Source organism: Candidatus Hydrogenedentota bacterium (genome assembly GCA_019637335.1).
Lineage (GTDB): Bacteria > Hydrogenedentota > Hydrogenedentia > Hydrogenedentales > JAEUWI01 > JAEUWI01.
Genome location: JAHBVV010000036.1, coordinates 29,426 through 48,797, shown reverse-complemented (window position 1 = coordinate 48,797; position 19,372 = coordinate 29,426). Strand labels below are relative to the sequence as shown.

General features: G+C 64.7%; 21 protein-coding genes and 1 tRNA gene. 18 read left to right on the top strand and 4 right to left on the bottom strand.

What is annotated here, in order from left to right:
• Positions 1 to 5: 5 nt before the first annotated feature.
• The 10 genes from KF886_24660 to KF886_24615 all read left to right on the top strand — a co-directional run bounded on the left by KF886_24660 (position 6) and on the right by KF886_24615 (position 9,209).
• The gene (locus tag KF886_24660) at positions 6 to 941 is read left to right on the top strand and encodes a prepilin peptidase (GenBank protein MBX3180551.1); all 936 of its coding nucleotides are present in this window, start codon (positions 6 to 8) and stop codon (positions 939 to 941) included.
• 49 nt (positions 942 to 990) lie between these two features.
• Entirely contained in the window at positions 991 to 2,085 is a 1,095-nt protein-coding gene (locus tag KF886_24655) for a class I mannose-6-phosphate isomerase (protein MBX3180550.1), read from the top strand.
• 150 nt (positions 2,086 to 2,235) lie between these two features.
• Entirely contained in the window at positions 2,236 to 2,832 is a 597-nt protein-coding gene (locus tag KF886_24650; GenBank protein ID MBX3180549.1) for an RNA polymerase sigma factor, read from the top strand.
• Positions 2,811 to 4,103: a FecR domain-containing protein gene (locus KF886_24645; protein ID MBX3180548.1), complete on the top strand. Its 1,293-nt coding sequence runs from the start codon at positions 2,811 to 2,813 to the stop codon at positions 4,101 to 4,103. Before KF886_24650 ends, KF886_24645 begins: the two co-directional genes overlap by 22 nt.
• A gap of 488 nt (positions 4,104 to 4,591) precedes the next feature.
• Positions 4,592 to 5,554, top strand: coding sequence for a zinc ABC transporter substrate-binding protein (locus tag KF886_24640; GenBank protein MBX3180547.1), 963 nt, complete (start codon positions 4,592 to 4,594; stop codon positions 5,552 to 5,554).
• Positions 5,535 to 6,332 (top strand): metal ABC transporter ATP-binding protein, encoded by a 798-nt coding sequence (locus KF886_24635; protein ID MBX3180546.1) that lies wholly within the window; start codon positions 5,535 to 5,537, stop codon positions 6,330 to 6,332. Before KF886_24640 ends, KF886_24635 begins: the two co-directional genes overlap by 20 nt.
• A gap of 45 nt (positions 6,333 to 6,377) precedes the next feature.
• The gene (locus KF886_24630; protein ID MBX3180545.1) at positions 6,378 to 7,700 is read left to right on the top strand and encodes a metal ABC transporter permease; all 1,323 of its coding nucleotides are present in this window, start codon (positions 6,378 to 6,380) and stop codon (positions 7,698 to 7,700) included.
• Positions 7,697 to 8,599, top strand: coding sequence for a metal ABC transporter permease (locus tag KF886_24625; GenBank protein ID MBX3180544.1), 903 nt, complete (start codon positions 7,697 to 7,699; stop codon positions 8,597 to 8,599). Before KF886_24630 ends, KF886_24625 begins: the two co-directional genes overlap by 4 nt.
• A 95-nt stretch (positions 8,600 to 8,694) precedes the next feature.
• Entirely contained in the window at positions 8,695 to 8,922 is a 228-nt protein-coding gene (locus tag KF886_24620) for a hypothetical protein (GenBank protein ID MBX3180543.1), read from the top strand.
• Positions 8,923 to 8,975: 53 nt separating this feature from the next.
• The gene (locus KF886_24615) at positions 8,976 to 9,209 is read left to right on the top strand and encodes a hypothetical protein (GenBank protein MBX3180542.1); all 234 of its coding nucleotides are present in this window, start codon (positions 8,976 to 8,978) and stop codon (positions 9,207 to 9,209) included.
• Between the two features lie 13 nt (positions 9,210 to 9,222).
• On the opposite strand, the gene KF886_24610 is transcribed toward KF886_24615, so the two are convergent.
• Positions 9,223 to 10,134 (bottom strand): phytanoyl-CoA dioxygenase family protein, encoded by a 912-nt coding sequence (locus KF886_24610; protein MBX3180541.1) that lies wholly within the window; start codon positions 10,132 to 10,134, stop codon positions 9,223 to 9,225.
• A 159-nt stretch (positions 10,135 to 10,293) separates the two neighbouring features.
• On the opposite strand from KF886_24610, the gene KF886_24605 reads away from it, so the two are divergent.
• From KF886_24605 to KF886_24570, 8 genes are all read left to right on the top strand, one after another.
• Positions 10,294 to 11,001, top strand: coding sequence for an RluA family pseudouridine synthase (locus tag KF886_24605; protein ID MBX3180540.1), 708 nt, complete (start codon positions 10,294 to 10,296; stop codon positions 10,999 to 11,001).
• A gap of 212 nt (positions 11,002 to 11,213) precedes the next feature.
• Positions 11,214 to 13,250, top strand: coding sequence for a PDZ domain-containing protein (locus tag KF886_24600; GenBank protein MBX3180539.1), 2,037 nt, complete (start codon positions 11,214 to 11,216; stop codon positions 13,248 to 13,250).
• 53 nt (positions 13,251 to 13,303) lie between these two features.
• Positions 13,304 to 14,098, top strand: a complete 795-nt coding sequence (locus KF886_24595; GenBank protein MBX3180538.1) for a trypsin-like peptidase domain-containing protein — start codon at positions 13,304 to 13,306, stop codon at positions 14,096 to 14,098.
• A 51-nt stretch (positions 14,099 to 14,149) separates the two neighbouring features.
• Positions 14,150 to 14,899, top strand: coding sequence for an SDR family oxidoreductase (locus KF886_24590; GenBank protein MBX3180537.1), 750 nt, complete (start codon positions 14,150 to 14,152; stop codon positions 14,897 to 14,899).
• On the top strand, positions 14,892 to 15,269 hold the full coding sequence (gene folB, locus KF886_24585) for a dihydroneopterin aldolase (protein ID MBX3180536.1): 378 nt from the start codon (positions 14,892 to 14,894) through the stop codon (positions 15,267 to 15,269). The genes KF886_24590 and folB overlap by 8 nt, the downstream gene beginning before the upstream one ends.
• Positions 15,270 to 15,277: 8 nt before the next feature.
• A complete protein-coding gene (folK, locus tag KF886_24580; protein ID MBX3180535.1) occupies positions 15,278 to 15,793 on the top strand; it encodes a 2-amino-4-hydroxy-6-hydroxymethyldihydropteridine diphosphokinase in 516 nt (171 codons plus the stop codon).
• On the top strand, positions 15,790 to 16,362 hold the full coding sequence (gene folE / locus KF886_24575; GenBank protein ID MBX3180534.1) for a GTP cyclohydrolase I FolE: 573 nt from the start codon (positions 15,790 to 15,792) through the stop codon (positions 16,360 to 16,362). The genes folK and folE overlap by 4 nt, the downstream gene beginning before the upstream one ends.
• A gap of 100 nt (positions 16,363 to 16,462) precedes the next feature.
• Positions 16,463 to 16,538: transfer RNA gene (locus KF886_24570), tRNA-Ala, on the top strand.
• Between the two features lie 81 nt (positions 16,539 to 16,619).
• On the opposite strand, the gene KF886_24565 is transcribed toward KF886_24570, so the two are convergent.
• The 3 genes from KF886_24565 to KF886_24555 form a co-directional block, all read right to left on the bottom strand.
• Positions 16,620 to 17,594, bottom strand: a complete 975-nt coding sequence (locus tag KF886_24565) for an ROK family protein (GenBank protein ID MBX3180533.1) — start codon at positions 17,592 to 17,594, stop codon at positions 16,620 to 16,622.
• Positions 17,595 to 17,729: 135 nt separating this feature from the next.
• A complete protein-coding gene (locus tag KF886_24560) occupies positions 17,730 to 18,323 on the bottom strand; it encodes a DUF3109 family protein (protein ID MBX3180532.1) in 594 nt (197 codons plus the stop codon).
• A gap of 32 nt (positions 18,324 to 18,355) precedes the next feature.
• On the bottom strand, positions 18,356 to 19,312 hold the full coding sequence (locus KF886_24555) for a hypothetical protein (GenBank protein ID MBX3180531.1): 957 nt from the start codon (positions 19,310 to 19,312) through the stop codon (positions 18,356 to 18,358).
• Between the last annotated feature and the right edge of the window lie 60 nt (positions 19,313 to 19,372).

Genomic DNA, 19,372 nt, shown 5'->3' with positions numbered 1-19,372 from the left:
CGACCATGCCTGTGGATGAATTCTTGACCCCGCTGAACAATCTTTTTATGGCGGTATCCTTGATCATGGGGTTGCTGGTCGGGAGCTTTTGCAACGTGTGCGTGGGCCGCTGGCCGCACGGGGAATCCGTGGTGAGCCCGCGCTCGCGCTGCCCGAAGTGCATGAACGCGATTCAGTGGTTTGACAATATTCCCCTGCTGAGCTGGCTGCTCCTCGGGGCGAAGTGCCGCCATTGCAAGGCCCCGATTTCCTGGCAGTACCCCCTGGTCGAGGCCCTGACGGGCGTGCTCTTCCTGCTGGTGTATCTCCGCTTCGGCATGACGCTGGCCAGCCCGATTTACATGTTGCTGGCGGCGGCGATGGTCGTCGTTACGTTTCAGGATCTGGCCGACTGGACCATACCGGACGAGATCACGATTCCGGGCGTACCGGTGGGCCTGGGACTCTCGGTGCTGGCTATGTTTCTGGGCGAAGCGTCGGGGCTGCGCGTTTTGCATCCGTTTGACGCGCTTGCGGGCATCGTGCTTGGCTTTGCGATACTGTACGCGCTCGATCGCATCACCGTGCTCGTGCTGAAGCGTCCGGGGATGGGATTCGGCGATGTGAAGCTGCTGGCGATGCTGGGGGCGTTCATCGGCTGGAAGGGCGTGCTGGGCACGATCATGCTGGCGTCGGTGCTGGGTAGCCTGATCGGCGTCGCGGTGCTGCTGTACTTCCGATTCTCCGCGCAGCCCGCCGAAGGCGCGGAAGCATCCGACGCGGGCGATCGCGACGCCGCGAAGGCGGGCGATGCCGAAGGCGAAGGCAGCGACGAAGACATTACGCTCGGGCATCACTACCTCCCCTTCGGGCCGTACCTGGCCGTGGCGGGTATGGTCTACCTGTTTTACGGCCCCGAATTGCTCGCGTGGTACCTGAGGCTGCTTGGCCCAATCGCGTAATCGAGCAATGTAGTAGGCGCGCCCGCCGCAGAACTTGCGAGGACCCACGGTGACGCAATCCCTGTTTACGTTTGAGCCGGGCTTCTTTGAGCGCATCTGGGGGGGCGATCGGTTGCGCACGGTGCTGGGGATGCCCGCGCCGGCCGGCGCGCCGATTGGCGAGGCGTGGTTGGTATCCGACCACGCGAGCTTCGAAAGCCCCATCGCGAACGGTGAATGGCGGGGACAGACGCTGCACACGCTGCTGGAAGCGGATCCCGCGCGTCTCCTGGGCGACACGGCGCGGCCCACGCCCCACGGGCGCTTCCCCCTGCTGTTGAAAGTGCTCGACGCGGTGGAAACGCTTTCGGTGCAGGTGCATCCGGACGATGAGGCGGCGGCCGCGCTCGGCGAACCCGACGCCGGCAAAACCGAGATGTGGCACGTGCTTGCGGCGGACCCCGGGAGCGAACTCATCTGCGGCCTCGCGCCGGGCGTCTCCCCGGACGCTTTTTTCGAGGCGGCCCGGGCAGGGAATCCTGAAGCGCTGCTGCGCCGCTTTCCGGCGCCCGCAGGCACGACCGCGTTCGTTGCGGCGGGCACGGTGCACGCTATCGGGGCGGGCATCCTGCTTGCCGAGATCCAGCAGAACAGCGATCTGACCTACCGAATTCACGACTGGAACCGGGCCGACAGCCAGGGGCGACCGCGGGAACTCCATCTCGACAAGGCCGCGCGGGTAACGGATCCCGGTGCGTCGCATGGCGGGGCGGCCCGTCCCCTGACCTATGCGGGCCCCGACGGTCCCGTGACGCTGCTTGGCGCGTGCCGCTATTTCGCCAGCGCGTTGCTGCCGGTGTCGGGTTCGCGTCGGCATTCAACCGGGGGCCATTCGTTCCACGTGATTCTGCCGTGCGACGGGCCGATGGAAATATCGGCGGGAGACGAGACCATATCGCTGGCGCGCTGCCAGGCGGCGCTGATTCCGGCCGGGGCGGGCGCCTTTTGCTTGACGGGTCAGGGGAACGTGTTAGACTATTACGTGCCCCGGCTTCGGGAAGATATCGTACGACCGCTTCAGGCGGCGGGGCACGGGTCCGAGGCTATCATCGCCCTGGGTGGTGGGTCCGGACCGGAGGATTTGGGCAGTGTGCTTCGCAGCTAATGGCGCTGTTTGCATCGTCGCGAGACGCAACTGCACCAAAAAGGAACGATTTGTGCAAAAATTCGTCAGTCAGGCCACCCCTACTACAGAAAGTTTAATCGGGATTCCTGCTGCAGGGTCGGCTGGCCGGCATGTCTTGAATGGTGAATCATGCGACCTCTGAGCGATGCGGCCCTGGTATTGCGGTGTCTCGAAGGGGACACCGATGCCTTCGGGGATCTGGTGGAACGCTACGAGGCATCGGTGTACGCGACGGCCCACTATTACGTGGGGCGCTACGGCGCGGCGGAGGACGTCGCGCAGGAGGCGTTCTGGGCCGCCTACCGGGGACTTCGCCGTCTGAAGGATCCGAACAAGCTGGGTCCATGGCTTCGCGAAATCACGACGCGGACGGCCGCGAACTGGCTCCGGAAGAATCGCGGGCGTCTCAACCACGAGACGCCCCTCCCGCACCGGCGGACGCTGACGATGGAGGAGGCGCGGAAGGGGCCGGACGCGCTCCTGGCGCGGGAAGATCTTTATGCGAAGGTGCAGCGCGCGATTGACACGCTGCCGGAGCGGTACCGGTTGCCGGTGATGCTCCGGTACCTTCAGGAATTGAGTTACGAGGAAATCAGCCAGTTCACCGGGGAGTCCCGGGATGAAATCCGGGGGATATTGCACCGCGCGGCCCGCCAGTTGCGCGAAGTGCTGTCCGAAGAGTACGAAAAGGAGCAAGGTGGCTCGTGGCCTCATGTTCGCAAGTAAACAGCCTGTTCCAGGCCTACATTGACGGAGAGCTCGGAGGAGCGGAGACCCGCATCCTCGAAGAGCATCTTTCGTCGTGCGGCGGCTGCCGCCGCGAGATTGGCGAACAGCGGGCCTGTACGGAGCGGATGGTGGAGGCCCTGTCCGACCAGCGGCTGGTCTGGGGGATCCGTACGCGCGTGCTGGCGCATTTACCCGAGATGGAACCCGCGCCGCACATGCATTCGCACCCGACGGATCCACAGCACACCCGCCCGCGGGGCAACAACCTGCCCTGGGCCGTTCTGGGGATGGCGGCGGCGATCGTGCTGGTGGTTACGGCATTTCTGTACAACGGAAACACGGAAACCGCGCGCGCGGTTTCCAATCCGGTGGGGATGGTGGCGTTCAGCGACGGCAACGGGGTCCTGCGCATGTCGGCCGGGGACGACGAGTACGAGCGCGCGGCGCTCAAGTCGCTTGTAGCGCCCGGAGACCGTTTCGAGACCCTGTCGGACGGGCGTCTGGCGTTCGCCCTGATCGGCGCTTCGCTGGTAAAGGTAAACCACGGGAGCGAACTCCTGGTGGAAGACAACCGGCGCATCCGGGTGGACCGCGGCGAGACCTTTTTCGATGTTGGCCGGGACCGGCGCAAGTTCAGCGTGGACACGCCCGCGGGCGAGATCCTCGTGGTCGGGACGTCCTTCCTGGTGGACGCGCTGCCGGACAGCACGGTACTGACCGTGGCGTCGGGGTATGTGCTCGTGCGCAACGGGCAGGGCAAGGCGGCGGTTTCCGCGGGGCAACAACTCACGATCGCGCGCGGCGAGGCGCCGGGCGCCCCCATTGCGGTCGATGTCGCCCCGCTGATTGCCTGGGCGGACGCCATTGTGCCGGATCCCGCCGCCATGGCGCTTTTCCGGCAGACGCTTGAGCGCGGCGATTCTCCGGGCCAGTCGCTTTCGGCGGAACCGATCTACTGGGTGCAGAACCGGGACAACGGCTTGATTGAATCGGTGATACTGGAGTGGGCGGGCGGAAGCCAGTCCGGCGAGCGCTGCAGCTACTTCCTGCACGTCTCCGATGGGGGCGGCAACCTCCTGATGCTGGACGTGCTGGACGGCGCCGTGCTTGGCCGCGCCGGCGCAAACCGCGTCGAATTGCCGTTGCCGGGGGGACCGCTTCCGGGCCTGGATGTGCTGCACATCAAGCTGGAGCCGGACTATTCGACGGGCAACGCAACCACGGCGTTTACCGTGAGCGCGTTGAGCCTGCCCAATCCGGGTTCCTGAGCAGCCGCACATGGCGCGTTGGGGGACCGATCGGGGATGAAAATGCACGCCGGCCTCGCCGCCCGGCAGTCGGGGACGCCCGCCACGGCGCGTCTTCGGACTGCGCTCCCAGCCTTTGGCGCTACCTTGTATCGACACGCTGCAACCTGGTTTGCATGAAGGCGCCATGGGGATGTTGCGGCGTGCATTCCCGAAGCGGGGCGCGCCGGGCTGCCTGACGATTCCGGCGTCGGGCTTCGAATACCCAGGCATCGCGTCCACAACTTCTCTGCGGTGACATGACGCCGTGGTTCAGGCATTCCCTACGCGCGGGCCTTTTCCCCCTGGTACGGGGGCGTTTTTTGAGGTTGCGATAATATTTTTAGGTATGCTTCAAAATATGTTGCATGCGCGTTAATTGTATGCTACCCTGATCGGGTCGACTGTCGTATCACGCGCGCCCGAGCCTGAAAACGCCCCGGGCGCCGCTGGGAAAGGAGGCATTACACTTGCATTGCTATCGCACTTTACGCGCCGCCGCTGTGTTTCTACTTGCCGCCATCGCGTCGGGGTGTGCCCCCGAGGGCGCCACCCGGGAGGACAGGCCGGCGCCCGGGATCCTGCGTGTAACCTGCACGACCGGGATCATCGCGGATACCGTGGCGGAAATCGGCGGGGATTATGTGTCGGTGACCGCGCTGATGGGCCCGGGCATTGATCCGCACACCTACAAGGCGTCGCAGGGCGATCTGGGGCGCCTGAGCGATGCGGACTTGATCCTCTATAACGGGCTCCATCTGGAAGGCAAGATGACGGACGTGCTGGTCCGCATGGCGAGCCGGACGCCGGTGTACGCGGTGACGGACAAGATAGACCCCGCCCTGCTGCGGGAACCGCCGGAGTTTGACGGCGCGTACGACCCCCACGTCTGGTTTGACGCGAGCCTCTGGCGTCAGGTGGCGTCGCGAATTCAGGAACTGCTGGTGGAGCGCCTTCCCTTGCACCGCGCGTATCTGGACGGGCGGGCGGCGGCCTACCAGCAAACGCTGGCCTCGCTGGATGACTATGCGCGCGCGGAGATCGCGCGGATCCCCGAGGCGCGGCGGGTGCTGGTGACGGCGCACGACGCGTTCGGGTATTTCGGTCGCGCCTACGGTATGGAGGTGGTGGGCGTACAGGGGATCAGCACGGCGTCGGAGTATGGCCTGCAGGACCTGAACCGGCTGGTTCAACTGGTCGTCGAGCGCAAGATACCGGCGGTGTTTGTGGAGTCGTCGGTCTCGCACCGATCCATCGAGGCGCTCATCGCGGGCGCGGAGGGCGAAGGCCATACGGTTCGCCTGGGCGGCGAGTTGTACTCCGACGCGCTCGGGGCGCCGGATTCGGCGGCGGGAACGTACACCGGCATGTTCCAGCACAACGTGGACACCATCGTGAAGGGATTACAGGGAAATGGTGATGCCGCCGAGTGACCCGCCCCCGATCGAGGTGCATGATCTGACCGTGGCCTACCACCACCGCCCCGTGCTGTGGGACATCGATCTGGCGTTTCCCGAGGGAGAGTTAATCGGAGTCGTGGGCCCCAACGGCGCGGGGAAGAGCACGCTGATCAAGGCGATCATGGGGCTGGTGCCGCTGGCCTCGGGCCACGTAAAAATTTTCGGGCAGACGTCGCCCCGCGCCTTGCAGTCGGTGGCGTACGTGCCGCAGCGCGAGTCCGTCGATTGGGATTTCCCGACGACGGCGCTCGACGTGGTGCTGATGGGGCGCTACGGCCACCTGTCGCTTTTCGGGCGGCCGCGCCACCGCGATCGCGAGATCGCGCACCAGTGCCTTTCGAAGGTGGGCATGGCGGAGTTTGCGGGGCGGCAGATCAGCCAGCTTTCGGGCGGCCAGCAACAGCGGGTGTTTCTTGCGCGGGCGCTCGCACAGCAAACGCGCGTTTACCTGATGGACGAGCCCTTCGCGGGCGTGGACGCGACGACGGAGAAGGCCATTGTGGCGCTGTTGCGGGAGCTGAAGGAGCAGGGCTGCACGGTGGTGGTGGTGCACCACGACCTGCACAGTGTGCCCGATTATTTTGACTCGGTGCTGCTGTTGAACCTTCGGGCGGTGGCGTTTGGCCCGGTGGAAACGGTGTTCACGGCGGAAAATCTAAACACGACCTATGGCGGGCGGCTCCACCTGCTCAGCGAAGTTACGGAGCGGCTCCGGGAACGCGAGTGGCGCGCCCGGAAGGTTGCGGACTAACCGGAAGAAGGGATCAGCATGCCCGCCGAGAGCAGCGATACCGGCCTGGCGCCCTGGCTCGCCTTCTTCACCTTTCCAAGCGTCAATGTCGCTTACGTATTGGCCGGCTGCGTCATTCTGGGGATTGCGGCGAGCCTGCTCGGGTGTTTCGCGTTTTTACGCAAACGGTCGCTTCTGGGCGACGCGCTCGCGCACGCGGCGCTGCCGGGGGTGTGCGCGGCCTTTCTCATCACCGGAACGAAGGCCCCCCTGCCGGTTTTGATTGGGGCGTCGTTTTCGTGCTGGGCGGGCGCGCTGGCGATCGAATGGATCGTGGCGCGGACCCGCTGCAAGGAAGATAGCGCGCTGGGCATGGTGCTTTCGGTATTTTTCGGCCTCGGCATTCTGATGCTGACGCACATTCAGAACTCGGGAAACGCGGCGCAATCGGGGCTCGACACCTTTCTTTTCGGCCAGGCGGCCGCGCTGGTGAAGCGGGATGTCTACCTCCTGGGCGGGATCGGCGCGTTGATGTGCGTGATGGTGTTGACCGCCTACAAGGAATTCAAGATCGTATCGTTCGATCCCGATTTCGCGCGCGCGCTGGGACTGCCCGTGCGCCTGATCGAGTTCGCGCTTGCCGCCATGATGGTGCTGGCCGTCTGTATCGGGCTCCAGGCGGTCGGGGTGGTGTTGATGGCGGCCATGCTGGTGACCCCGGCGGCGGCCGCGCGTTACTGGACGGACCGGCTCTCGATCATGCTGGTGCTCGCCGTGCTGTTCGGCGCGGTGAGCGGCGCGTCGGGGGCCTACGCGAGCTTTCTCGGGCCAAGCATGCCGACGGGGCCGTGGATGGTGATTGCGGTGTCAACGATCTTCATTATCTCCTTCCTGTTCGCGCCGCGGCGGGGCGCGGCGGCGCGCCTGTTGCGCTTGCAGCGGTTTCGCCGCCGGATCGCGCGGGAAAATGTACTGCGCACCATGTACAAGTTCGGCGAGCGGGCGCAAAACTGGTCGGCGCCACTTTCGCCGAGCGAGCTCCTCCAGCACCGGGATATGCCGATGGGGTTTCTTCAGCGCACGCTGAAGCGGCTTGTCAGCCGGGGCTATGTGGAGGAGGCGCGCGAGGGCATGTACGTGTTGACCGGAACGGGCGTCGCGGAGGCCGAGCGGATCACGCGGCTGCACCGGCTCTGGGAACTCTACCTGATGAGGAAACTGGAGATCGCGCCGGATCACGTGCACGACGACGCGGAGGAAATCGAGCATATCCTGACGCCCGATCTGGAGCGGCGCCTGCTCCAGGAGCTGGCGGGCGAGGATACGGATCCGCACGGCCAGCAGATTCCGGCGGCGCCGGACGCGGCGGCGAGGGACTCCAAATGCTGAGCATGGACGCTATCTGGATCATGCTCACGGGAAGCCTCGTGGCGGCGGCGTGCGCGCTGGTGGGCTGTTTTCTGGTGCTGCGCCGCCTTTCCATGCTGGGCGACGCCATCAGCCACGCGGTGCTGCCGGGTATTGTCATTGCGTTCTTGATGACCGGCAGCAGGAACACCCTGCCGATGCTGGCGGGCGCGATGGCGGCGGGCATGCTGACGGCATTCTTGACGGACTTGCTCAACCGCTTCGGCAAGCTGCAGTCGGACGCGGCGATCGGGGTGACGTTTACGTGGCTGTTCGCAATTGGGGTGATCCTGGTCAGCCGCTTTACGGGCATGGTCGACCTGGACGTCGAATGCGTGCTGTATGGCGAGATCATTTTCACGCCGCTGGACACGGTGTCGTGGGGCGGACACACGCTGGGGCCGAGGGCCTTCTGGTTGACCGGGCTGGTCTGCCTGGCGAACCTGTTTTTCGTGGTGCTCTGCTACAAGCAATTGAAAATCTGCACGTTCGACGCGGGGCTCGCCGCGTCGATAGGCATCAATGTCGTGTTCTGGCACTATCTCCTGATGGGATTTGTGTCGCTGACCACGGTGGCTTCCTTCGAGAGCGTCGGCGCGATCCTCGTGGTTGCGATGCTCACGGTTCCCCCGAATACGGCGTATCTGCTGACGGATCGCCTATCGCACATGTTGCTGCTATCGGTGGCGTGCGGCGTGGCGAGCGCGCTGGGCGGCTACGCGCTCGCGGCGTGGCTGGATGGCGCGGTGGCGGGCGCCATGGCAACCGTGAGCGGCGTGCTCTTTCTTCTTGCGGCCGTGTTTTCGCCGCGGCACGGCGTGCTTTTGCGCTGGTTTACGCGCCGCCGGTTGGGGAATGTGAATGCCCCCGAAGGCCGGTAACCCCAGCGCGAATACCGTTACTTCGTGTTTACTCCGTACGCTCAATCTGGTAGTCTTAGCGCAGTAGCAGCCGCATGTTGGAGGAAACACGAACAATGAAATACGAAATCTCTTTTACCAAGCGGGGTGGAATTACGGATAAGCAGCTCGAGGATTTGCTGTCGAAGCTCAAGATTAAGATTGTCAAGGAAAAGGCCCAGGGATCCTCCGTTACGTGGACCGTGACCGGACCGAATGGACTCAAGACGGACGATCTGACGGCGGCGCTGCGGAAGTTTCACCTTTCGAAGGAAATGAGCCACGCCCAGGTTTCCGCCATTTAATCACACACGGCCGGCGACGCCCCGCGGGCGCGCTGAACGCAGGAGGGACATCGATGGCCAAGTATCTTCTCACCATCACGCAGAAGGGCGGCGGACTCACCGCGGAAATGCGGACCGCAATGTTCGAGAAGCTGAAATTCACGGTGAAGAAGGAGAAGGAGGTCGGAAAAGTCCTCAATCTCCGGGGCACATCGACCAAAACGATCGACAATGACCTGATGGACAAGGCAATTCGCGAGGCGGATGCCAAGCGGGTCATTGCGGAGTATCAGATCGCCGACGACTGAGGACGCCGTGGTTTCAGCGGAAGAGCGGGTCGCTGGTGGCGGGTTTGGCGCCGCCCATGGACGAGTAACCCTGGCCGTGGGCGATGGGGTTCTCCCCCACCCAGCGTTCATCGGCGGGCTCAGCGGCCGGCTGGTAGCGCGTGTCGCACGAAATGCGGACACGCGCGCGCGGGCTCCGGTTATCGAGCGAGCCGTGCAGCATGAACATGGGCATGATTACCACGTCGCCGGCCTTGAATTCGGCGGTCAGCAGATGTACGCCGCGCTCGCGCGCCAGGCTCACGGGATCGAGGGTGACGTGGCCCGGGCGGCTCTTGTCCTTGTCGACGTCCAGCCCGCGGAACTGGTCGTGCAGGTCGGTCCATCGGTGTGAATCCTCGACGAGGAGCAGGGGGCCTTCCTCCAGGGCGACATCGCCGAGCGGGGTCCAGACCGTGCAGAGCCGATCGGTGCCGCGGTTCATGTAAACGTGGTCGAAGTGGAAGGCCGAGGCCCGGCCCGGATGCATGGTGCGCAACCAGAGGAAGTCATAGGCGCGGACCGGCTCGCCGAAGTAGGTTTCCATGATCTCCCTGATGGGGCCCGCGTGGGTCACGGCGCGGACCGCCCGGCCCTCGCAAATGGATTGCCAGAAGGCCCCAAGATCGGAGATCAATTCGCCGCGCTGGCTGGTCCCCGTGCTGATTCCATCCTCGAAGGGCTCCTTGAATTCGCCGACCGAGCCCAGCTTCGTGATAACTTCCATGCGGGCGGCGTGCACCGCGTCGCGATCAAGGACGTTGTGCAGGTAAAGGTAGCCGTCCTCCTCCATGCGCGCGCGGAGCGCGTCCGGGTCCGCCAGGAGGTCCGCGCTGTCGCGGAGCGGCGCGAGCATCCCTTCGGGGATTTCGTGCTGGTGCGTGCTGAGCGTCACTTGGGTGTTCATCGGCGATAACCTCCTGCGTTGCGGTTGGGGGCGGTATCATACGCGCAGCTACCGCCCCCCTTCAATCTATTTGGCGCATGCGCGCAGGGCCCGCCAGCATGTGCTATACTACCGCTTTCGCCACCCTTTTTTGTGCTCCCGCCACCGAAGGCCCGCCCGATGCCCGCTTCCCGCGCTCCCCGCAAATCCCACCAGCCCAGGGGGTTGATCATTCTTCACGAGGACCGGGATATCGTGGTGGTCGACAAGGCGCCGGGCCTGCTGACGGTGGCCACGGCGAACGAACGGCGTGAAACGGCGTACTACCGCCTGAACGATTATGTCCGGCATGGAAACCCGAAGTCCCGCGAGCGGATCTTCATTGTGCACCGGCTGGACCGGGAGGTATCGGGCATTCTGGTGTTTGCGCGGAGCGAAGCGGCGAAGCGCGCGTTGCAGGGGCAGTGGGATCAGGTCGAGAAGCGCTATCTGGCGCTGGTGCAGGGGGAACCGCGCGCGCCGGAGGGGGTATTCAGCTCCTACCTCATCGAAGAAGGGGTACACCGGGTGCGTTCGACGCCCAACGCGGCCCGGGGCAAGCTTTCCCACACCGCCTACCGCCTGCTGGCCAGCCGGAACGGGGTGTCGCTGCTGGAGATCAGCCTGATGACGGGCCGCAAGCACCAGATCCGGGTGCACCTGGCGGAAAACGGGCTGCCCATACTCGGGGATCGCAAGTATGGCGTGGCGAAATACGGCGAGAAACGGGTGGCGCTGCACGCGCGTTCGCTGGACTTCCGCCATCCCTACAGCGGCGAGCCGCGGCACTATGAAACGCCGCAGCCACCGTTCGTGGCGCGATATCTTGACGGCGCTTCGGGGCGTTGAGCGCGGGGGGCGGGTATGGTAGTATGCAGGGACATCCGGCCGGCGCCCGTAGCGCCGTATTGCCGCCGGCGCACGGCGTTACATAGAATCTCTTCTCGGGCGAATAGAACACCGATGACCCGATGCCGGGCAACGGTCGGGCATGGTGTAAGGCGCGGCGGCAGCCCAGGGTCCGGATCACAAGAATTGGCGGAACCACGCTAGGATCATTCATGAAGACTCAACACGTGTATACCGGATTTGTCGTATTGGCGGCCCTGATTTGTTCGGTAGCCCCCGCGGATACGCCGCCGAGCGCCTTGCGTGCGGCGGTGGATCGCGCGATTTCGAAGGTGAAGCCGGCGCTGGTCCAGATCCACGTGGTGGAAACCTATTATCGCGAGGGCCGGGAGAACAAGTATGAGATCTCCGGCAGCGGCGTGGTGATTACGCCGGAAGGGCATGTCATCACGAACCACCACGTGGCGGGGCATGCGGCCCGGATTAAGTGCATTTTCTCAGACAAGACGGAGATGGATGCGGATCTGGTGGGCAAGGACCCGCTGACCGACCTGGCGATCATCAAATTGCGGCCGGCGGCCCCCCGGGAGTTCCCGACCGTGGCCTTTGGCGATTCCAGCGCCGTGCAGGTGGGCGATCAGGTGCTGGCCATGGGCAGCCCGCGCGCCCTGTCGCAATCGGTAACGCTGGGTATCATCAGCAACACCGAAATGATCATGCCGGATTCCGTGCGGCGCTGGGGCGGCATGGAAATGGACGGCGAGGACGTGGGCGCGCTGGTGCGCTGGCTGGGGCACGACGCGGCGATCTACCCGGGCAATTCCGGCGGCCCGCTGGTGAATCTGGACGGCGAGATCATCGGCATTAACGAAATCGGCATGGGCCTGGGCGGCGCCATTCCGGGAAACCTGGCAAAAGAGGTCGCGGCCAAGCTGATCGCGGAGGGCAAGGTCGTTCGCGCATGGCTGGGGTTGGATGCGCAGCCGCGTCTCAAGGGAAGCGGCCATGATCGCGGCGTGCTGGTGAGCGGCGTATTGAAGGATTCGCCCGCAACGTCCGCCGGACTTCAGGCGGGCGATTTGCTGGTTTCGCTCAACGGCGTCGCAATCGATGTTCGATTTGCGGAACAACTGCCCGACTTTAATCAGCTCGTCGCGGACCTGCCGATCGGCCAGCCCGTGGTGGCGCGGGTGCTGCGGGGCGGATCCGAGCTGGACATTAACATCACGCCGATCGAGCGGGAGCCCATGCTGCCGGACCAGGTGGAATTGAAGCCCTGGGGCCTGACGGTGCGCGACCTTTCGATCGGTATTTCGAAGGAATTGAAGCGGGACACGACGGACGGCGTGCTGGTGACCTCGGTGCGCCCCGGCGGCCCCGCGGGCGCGTCGAAGCCCCAAATCCAGCGCAACGACGTCATTGTGTCGGTGGGCGGCGAGCCGATTAAGAATGTTTCGGACCTGGTGGCGTTGACCGAGAAAGTCACCGAGGGCGCGAGTGGGCCGACGCCGACCTTGACGAATTTCGAGCGCAAGAACGGCCAGTACCTTACCGTGATCGAAGTGGGCATCACGGAATTGCAGGATCCCGGGCTGGAAGTGAAGAAGGCGTGGCTTCCGGTGGAAGCGCAGGTGATCACGCGGGACATCGCGCGCCTGCTTGGCGGCGATGATCTGAAGGGATTTCGGGTGACGCACGTGTACAACGACAGCACGGCGGAATCCGCCGGCCTGCTGGTCGGCGATCTCATCCTGGCGGTGGACGACCAGCCGCTTACGGCGTCGGCCCTGGAGCATTACGAGGAATTGCCGACCCTGATCCGGCAATATCGGAGCGGGGACACGATATCGCTGCGCGTTCGGCGCGGCGGCGAACAGCTCTCGTTGCCCGTGGAACTCGTGCTGGCCCCCAAGCTCGACCGCGAAATGAAGAAGTACCGGAACGAGGCCTTCGAGTTCACCGTTCGGGACATCACGTTCTTCGACAAGGCGCAGGAAAGCTGGAGGACCGATCAGGTGGGGGTGTTGGTCGACGAAGTGAAATCGGGCGGCTGGGCCGCGCTGGGCCAGCTCTCGGTTGGCGACCTGCTGCTCTCGATCGACGGACAGCCGGCGGCCGATGTGGAGGCGGTTCGGGCGGTGCTGGAGGCGGTGGAAGAGGCGAAACCGGACACGGTGGTATTCAAGGTCCTGCGCGGCATTCACACCTTGTTCATCGAAATTGAACCGCAGTGGAACCCGGCGTCCTAGACCGGACCGCGTTCCTGGCTGCATTGCGACCCGAACCGAAAGAGGAAGAACCCATGCGAGCAAAAAACCGCACCGCTACCGTTTTGGCGCTGGGCCTGCTGGCGCTGCTGGCGCGGCCCGCGCTGGCCAGCGAGGACGCCGCGGCCGGGCGCGCCATTCTGGAGAACCATCGGGCGGCGGTGGTGACGGTGCAGATGGTGGTAAAGATATCCTCCTCGTTCGGCGGCAGCACGAACGAAAACGAGTCGAAAGAGGAAGCCACGGGCACGGTGATCAGCCCGGACGGCCTCACCGTGCTTGCGCTTTCGTCGACGGATCCGAGCAGCATCTACAAGACGATGATGGGCGGCGGCCAGGATTTCAGGATGGACAGCCAGATCAACGATCTGAAAATGCTGATGCACGATAACACCGAGATCCCGGCGGAAGTGGTTATTCGCGATGTGGAGCTTGACCTGGCCTTCATTCGCCCGCTGAAGAAGCCCGAAGCCCCGATGGCGCATGTGAGCCTGGAAGAGAACGGCGAAGTGCAGCTGCTGGATCGCGTGGTTACGCTGAACCGGCTCGGGCGCGTGGCCAACCGCGTGTTCTCGGCCTCATTTGAGTACATCGACGCGGTCGTGGAACGGCCCCGGCGCTACTACATCCCGGGCAATGACCCCACCAGCACGACCCAGGGCAGCCCGGTGTTCCGGCTGGACGGCAAACTGGTGGGCGTGTTCGTGTTGCGCGCGATCAGCGCGGAGGCCTCGGCGGGGGCGCGCCGGAATAATGTAATGCCGATCATCCTGCCGGCCGCCGATGTGCTCGAAGGCGTCCAGCAGGTTCCCCCCTACCCCGAAAACTGATTCCGCTTCCACGCCGCGGCCGGGAAAGCCGCGCTGTACCGGAGTGTACTGTTGCCCGGATTGCTCGATCTTGCTGGAAAAACTGCCCTGATTACCGGTGGCGCAAAACGGCTCGGCGCCGCCACGGCCGGGGCGCTCGCCCGCGCGGGGGTGCACTGCGTTCTGCACTACCGATCTTCGGAACGCGAGGCCTTGGCGACGGCGGAGGATCTGAAGGGCTCCGGGGTCCGCGCGTGGTGCGTTCAGGGGGACCTGGCGGACCCTGCCGCCGTGGACACCGTCTGGGACGCCGCGGTTTCACATGCGGGCGAGATCGATTTTCTGATCAACAGCGCCTCGATCTTTCCCGAGGGCGCGTTGGATGAACTCTCCGGCGACACCCTGCTGCCGAACATCCAGGTCAATACGCTGGCCCCGGCGCTGCTCGCGCGGCGGCTGGCGCAGGCCCGGCGCGCGGGGGCGGTGATCAATTTTCTGGATACGATGGTGCGGGATTACGACCGCAAACACGTGCCGTACCACCTCAGCAAGAAAATGCTGCACGACCTGACGCGGATGATGGCGGTGGAGTATGCGCCGCAGGTGCGGGTGAATGGCGTCGCGCCGGGCCTGGTGCTTCCGCCGGAAGGCAAGGATACGTCCTACCTGGAGGGCCTCAAGCACACGAATGCGTTGCAGACCTATGGCAGCGCGGATCAGGTGGCGGAGTCCGTATTGTTCCTGCTCCGGAATAGTTTCGTGACGGGCCAGGTTATCTATGTGGACGGGGGCCGAAACCTGCGGGGGTGCATGTATGGGTAATCGCTTGGACAAGATTTATATCCGGGACCTGCTACTCCGCTGTATTGTGGGCATATACCCCGAAGAACGCACCCACCGGCAGGACGTTATCATCAATGTCGTGCTGCGCTGCGATCTGCGCCAGGCATGCGCATCGGACCGCATCGAGGATACGGTGGACTACAAGGCCATCAAGAAGAAGATTGTGGCGATGGTGGAATCCTCGGAGTTTTTCCTCATTGAGAAGCTCGCCGAGGAAGTGGCCCGCATCTGCCTGGAGCCGCCCGGCGTGGCGCTGGCGCAGGTGACCGTGGACAAGCCCGGGGCCCTTCGCTTCGCCCGGAGCGTGGCGGTGGAGATTGCGCGCACCCGGGCCGATGCCGCCTCCTGAGGAACGCCATGTATACGATTGTTTTCATTGGCGCGGGGTCGAATATCGATCCGGAAACGAACCTCCTGTCGTCGCTCGCGCTGCTGGGCAAGAGCACCGCGATTACGGGCGTGTCGACGTTCTACCGCACGCCGGCGATAGACCGCCCGGAACAGCCGGACTACCTGAACGGCGTGCTTTCGGTGGAAACGGATCTACTGCCGGGCCGCCTCCAGGAGTTGTTGCATGCCATCGAACGGGCGGCGGGCCGCATCCGCACCGAAGATCGGTATGCGGCTCGCACGCTCGACCTGGATATACTATTGTTTGGCGATGCGATAATCCGAACGGGCGGCCTGGAAATTCCGGATCCGGATATCCTGACCCGCCCCTTTCTTGCGGCGGGCCTGCTGGAACTCGCGCCAGCACTTGTACTCCCGGGGCAGTCCGAGCCCCTCAATGAATCAGCCGACCCGGGCGCGATAGCCGCCCTGAAACCCGAGCCCGAGTTTACGCGCCGCCTCAAGGAGACCCTGCTGAAATGAACCGAGACCGAATCGCCGCGCTGGTGCGTGAGCTCCTGGTGGAGCTGGGGGAAGACCCTGACCGCGAGGGGATCCTGAAGACCCCCCACCGGGTGGCCCAGGCCTATGAATTCCTGACGTCGGGCTACCGGGAGGATATCAACGCGATCGTGAACGAGGCGATATTCGAGGCTGAATCCAACAACATGATCATCAGCCGGGATATCGAGATCTACAGCCTCTGCGAACACCACATGCTTCCGTTCTTCGGCCGCTGCCACGTGGGCTACATTGCGGAGAAAAAGGTGATCGGTCTGAGCAAGCTGGCGCGTATCGTGGACTTCTACGCGCGGCGCTTCCAGATTCAGGAGCGCCTCACCGCGCAGATCGCCGAGGAGATCATGCGGCAGACCCAGGCCGAGGGCGTGGGGGTTGTGGTTGAGTGCCAGCACCTGTGCAGCATGATGCGAGGCGTCCAAAAGCAGAACTCGGTGATGACGACTTCGTCCGTGCTCGGGAGCTTCCGGGATGAACCCATTACCCGGCAGGAATTCCTTACCCTGATCGGGCGGAACATCCCGAATATGTAGGTTGAAATCGCCGCACCGGCCGCCTGGAGATTCAAACAAAAAACAGCGCCCAATGCTTGCATACGCGCCCGCGTATTTGCTATTCTTTGCGCCTTGTTACGGGGCTGTAGCTCAGTTGGTAGAGCGCCGCGTTCGCAATGCGGAGGCCAGGGGTTCGATCCCCCTCAGCTCCACCATGTAACATTCCACCGCCCAAGGGTTTGCGCAAGCGCCCCTTGGGCGGTTTTCTTTTGGATGGCCCTTGGCGCGGGTGCGGGCTACGGTTGCGCGGGCGGATCGAGGAGATCGCGCGCGAGCAGGAGTGCGCCGGCGGTGACGACGTCTTCCTCGAGCGCGCAGGGAACGAGCTGGTAGCGGCCGCGGTAGGGGCCGAAGGCGTGCTGGTCGATGCTGGCGGCGAGCGGCTTCAGGAGGACGTCCCCCATGAGCGCGACGCCGCCGCCAAGCGCGATGCGTTCGGGGTGCAGCAGGGTGACGACGTTGCTGAGGGCGCGCCCGACCGCGTTGGCGACGGCGCCGATCTCCGCAAGCGCGCGGGAATCCCCCTGGCGGGCGGCCTCGGCGAGGATGGGGCAGGTAAGGGCGCGGGCGTCGCCCCCCGCGAGGCGCTCGAGTATCGAGTCGGGATCGAGATCGCTCCAGGATTGTATCCGTCGGGTGATGGACCAGCCGGAGCAGAGGTGCTCCAGCTTGTCGGCGGCCCCGGGGACGTCGGCGGTCCAGTCGGGCACGTAGGTGTGGCCGATTTCGCAGGCGCCGAGCCCTTGCCCGTTGTAGAGTTGCCCATTCACCACGAGGGCGCCGCCGATACCGCTGCCGATGTTGCAGTACACAAAGCAGCGGGTTCCCTTGCCGGCGCCGAGGCAGTATTCAGCCCAGCCCGCGGCGTTGGCGTCGTTCTCGACGCACGCTGGAAGCTTGAAGCGGTCTTCGAACCAGGTTTTGAGGTGGACGCCCTCCCACCCCTCGATCTGGTGGGAGACGAGCACCTGGCCGGTGGCGGAGTCGACGGGGCCGCCGAATCCAATGCCAATGGCGCCGGGGTGGCCATCGCGCGGGCAGCCTTCGATGATCTTTCGGGTGGCGGCGTCGAGCCAGTCCAGAATGCCTTCGGCGCCGCGCCGGGGGTCGACATCGCCGCGCTCGCGGGCGAAAATGTGGCCGTCGCGATCTCCCAGGGCGACCTGGAGTTTGGTGCCGCCGATTTCGACGCCAATAAGGTAGGGGGTCATGGGTGGCTCCTGTGGGTGATGGAGTTGGGTTTGGCAGGGACTACAGGGACAGCAGCGGCGACTGTGGCGTCTGTGGCGGCGCCGGGCACGGCGGTCGGGGACCGGTGGGCCACGTTCTGAGGCATTTGGCTTTGGCTATGCATCTCGGGCGATGGCGTGGTTGAGTTTTTCGAGGAAGGCCTCGCCGAAGATGGCTTTCACGTTGTCCGCGATGTCGGGGTACAGGCCTTTGGGTTTGCCGCGCCGTTTCCAGGCGCAGGGGAAGGTGTACACGTCATCCTGAATGGACAGCACGGGCGGATCGCCTTCGGAGAGCGCGAGGGGCCACATGGTGCAGGATTGTGGCTTCTGCTGGTAGGGGTCGAGGCCCAGTTCGAGCGCGGCGGCGTGGAGGGAACACCAGCCGCAGCCTTGCTTGTCGCGAAAGGAAAAGGCGCAGGCCTCGGTCTCGTCATCACAATCGATGGCCCAGCGGCCGGTTTCGATTTTCTCGAAGGGATTCTCGTGGTCGCGCCCCTCCCCCACCTCGGGCGCAAACGCGGCGGCGGACGGCATCAATCCGATCGCGCGGCGCATATCGGCCCGGTCGATCGTGATCTCGTAGCTCGCGCAACAGTAGCGCTTGTTCCGGCAGAGCATGGGGTCGCAGTAGTGCTTGAGCTTCATGAGGGCCGGAACATCCACCAGGATACCGTCGATCTGGACATGGTTCTCGGGAAGGGCGTTCATGGTAGCTCCGTGGGTTCGCGGCGCGGTGGCCGTCACTTGCGCGCGAGGGCCCCGCTGTCATCGCGGTCGCGTTCAAACCAGGCGTCGACGAAGCGCTTGGACCGGCTCGGAGCGTAGTCGCGCGCGTAGCGCCTGAACCGGTCCCGCACGGCATCCGTCTCTTCCAGCGGGGCGTAGCGTTCCTCGACGATGGGGGTGACGAGGCGGGCGCGCCAGCCGGCGTAATCATTGGTGTTGTAGGATTCGTCCATATCGGGCGTGACGAAGTCGCGGATATCGAGTCCGCCCCGGTAGCGCCACGCATCGCCATCGCGATAGAAGAGCGCGTCCGGCCCGTGGTAGAGGACGCGGGCGAGGCGAAACCCCTGGTAGTTGGCCTCCAGGTCGGCGTGGGAGAAGATGCCGTCGACCAGTTTCCCGACCAGGGTGAGTTCCTGGCGCAGCCCCCACGCCAGCACGCGATCGAGGGCCTCGTCGTGGGCCTCTCCGGCGTCCCGGTGGCGGTGGTAGCGCTGCACGTAGCGCCGCCCGAATCCGAACATGTGCCCGATCTTGTCGATACCCAGGTAGACGTCGCCCACGCGAATGGTCTGGGCCATGGGCAGGATGAACGGGAAGGCGGGCTCGCGGAGCACGCTCATGCGCTGGTATTCCCAGTCCGACAGGCCGTCGGAAGGGAAACGGTCAACCTCTTCCGCATTCTTGAGCCAGTTGCGGAGCCGGGACGCGAAGAGCCCGCCAAAGAGATGCTGAAAACACGCGGCGGTGAACGCCGCGGGATCGTCGACCTTGTCGTTGCGCCGGTTCATTTTCTCGACAAAGGCGCGGATCTCGCGGTCCAGATAGGCGTTGAGGGCGGGCGCGGAATCTTCCAGCTCGACGGTCCAGGTGAGGTATTGGTCGGTCTCCCCCGCTTCGGCGGGCAGGCACGCGAAGAACAGGAGCGGGAGCGTGTACAGAAACAGCTTTTCGGCGCGTCGGCGGAACATCGGACCCTCATCGTGGAAGCTGGGATTATTATAGCATTCCCGGGCGGGCGATGCGGCTTC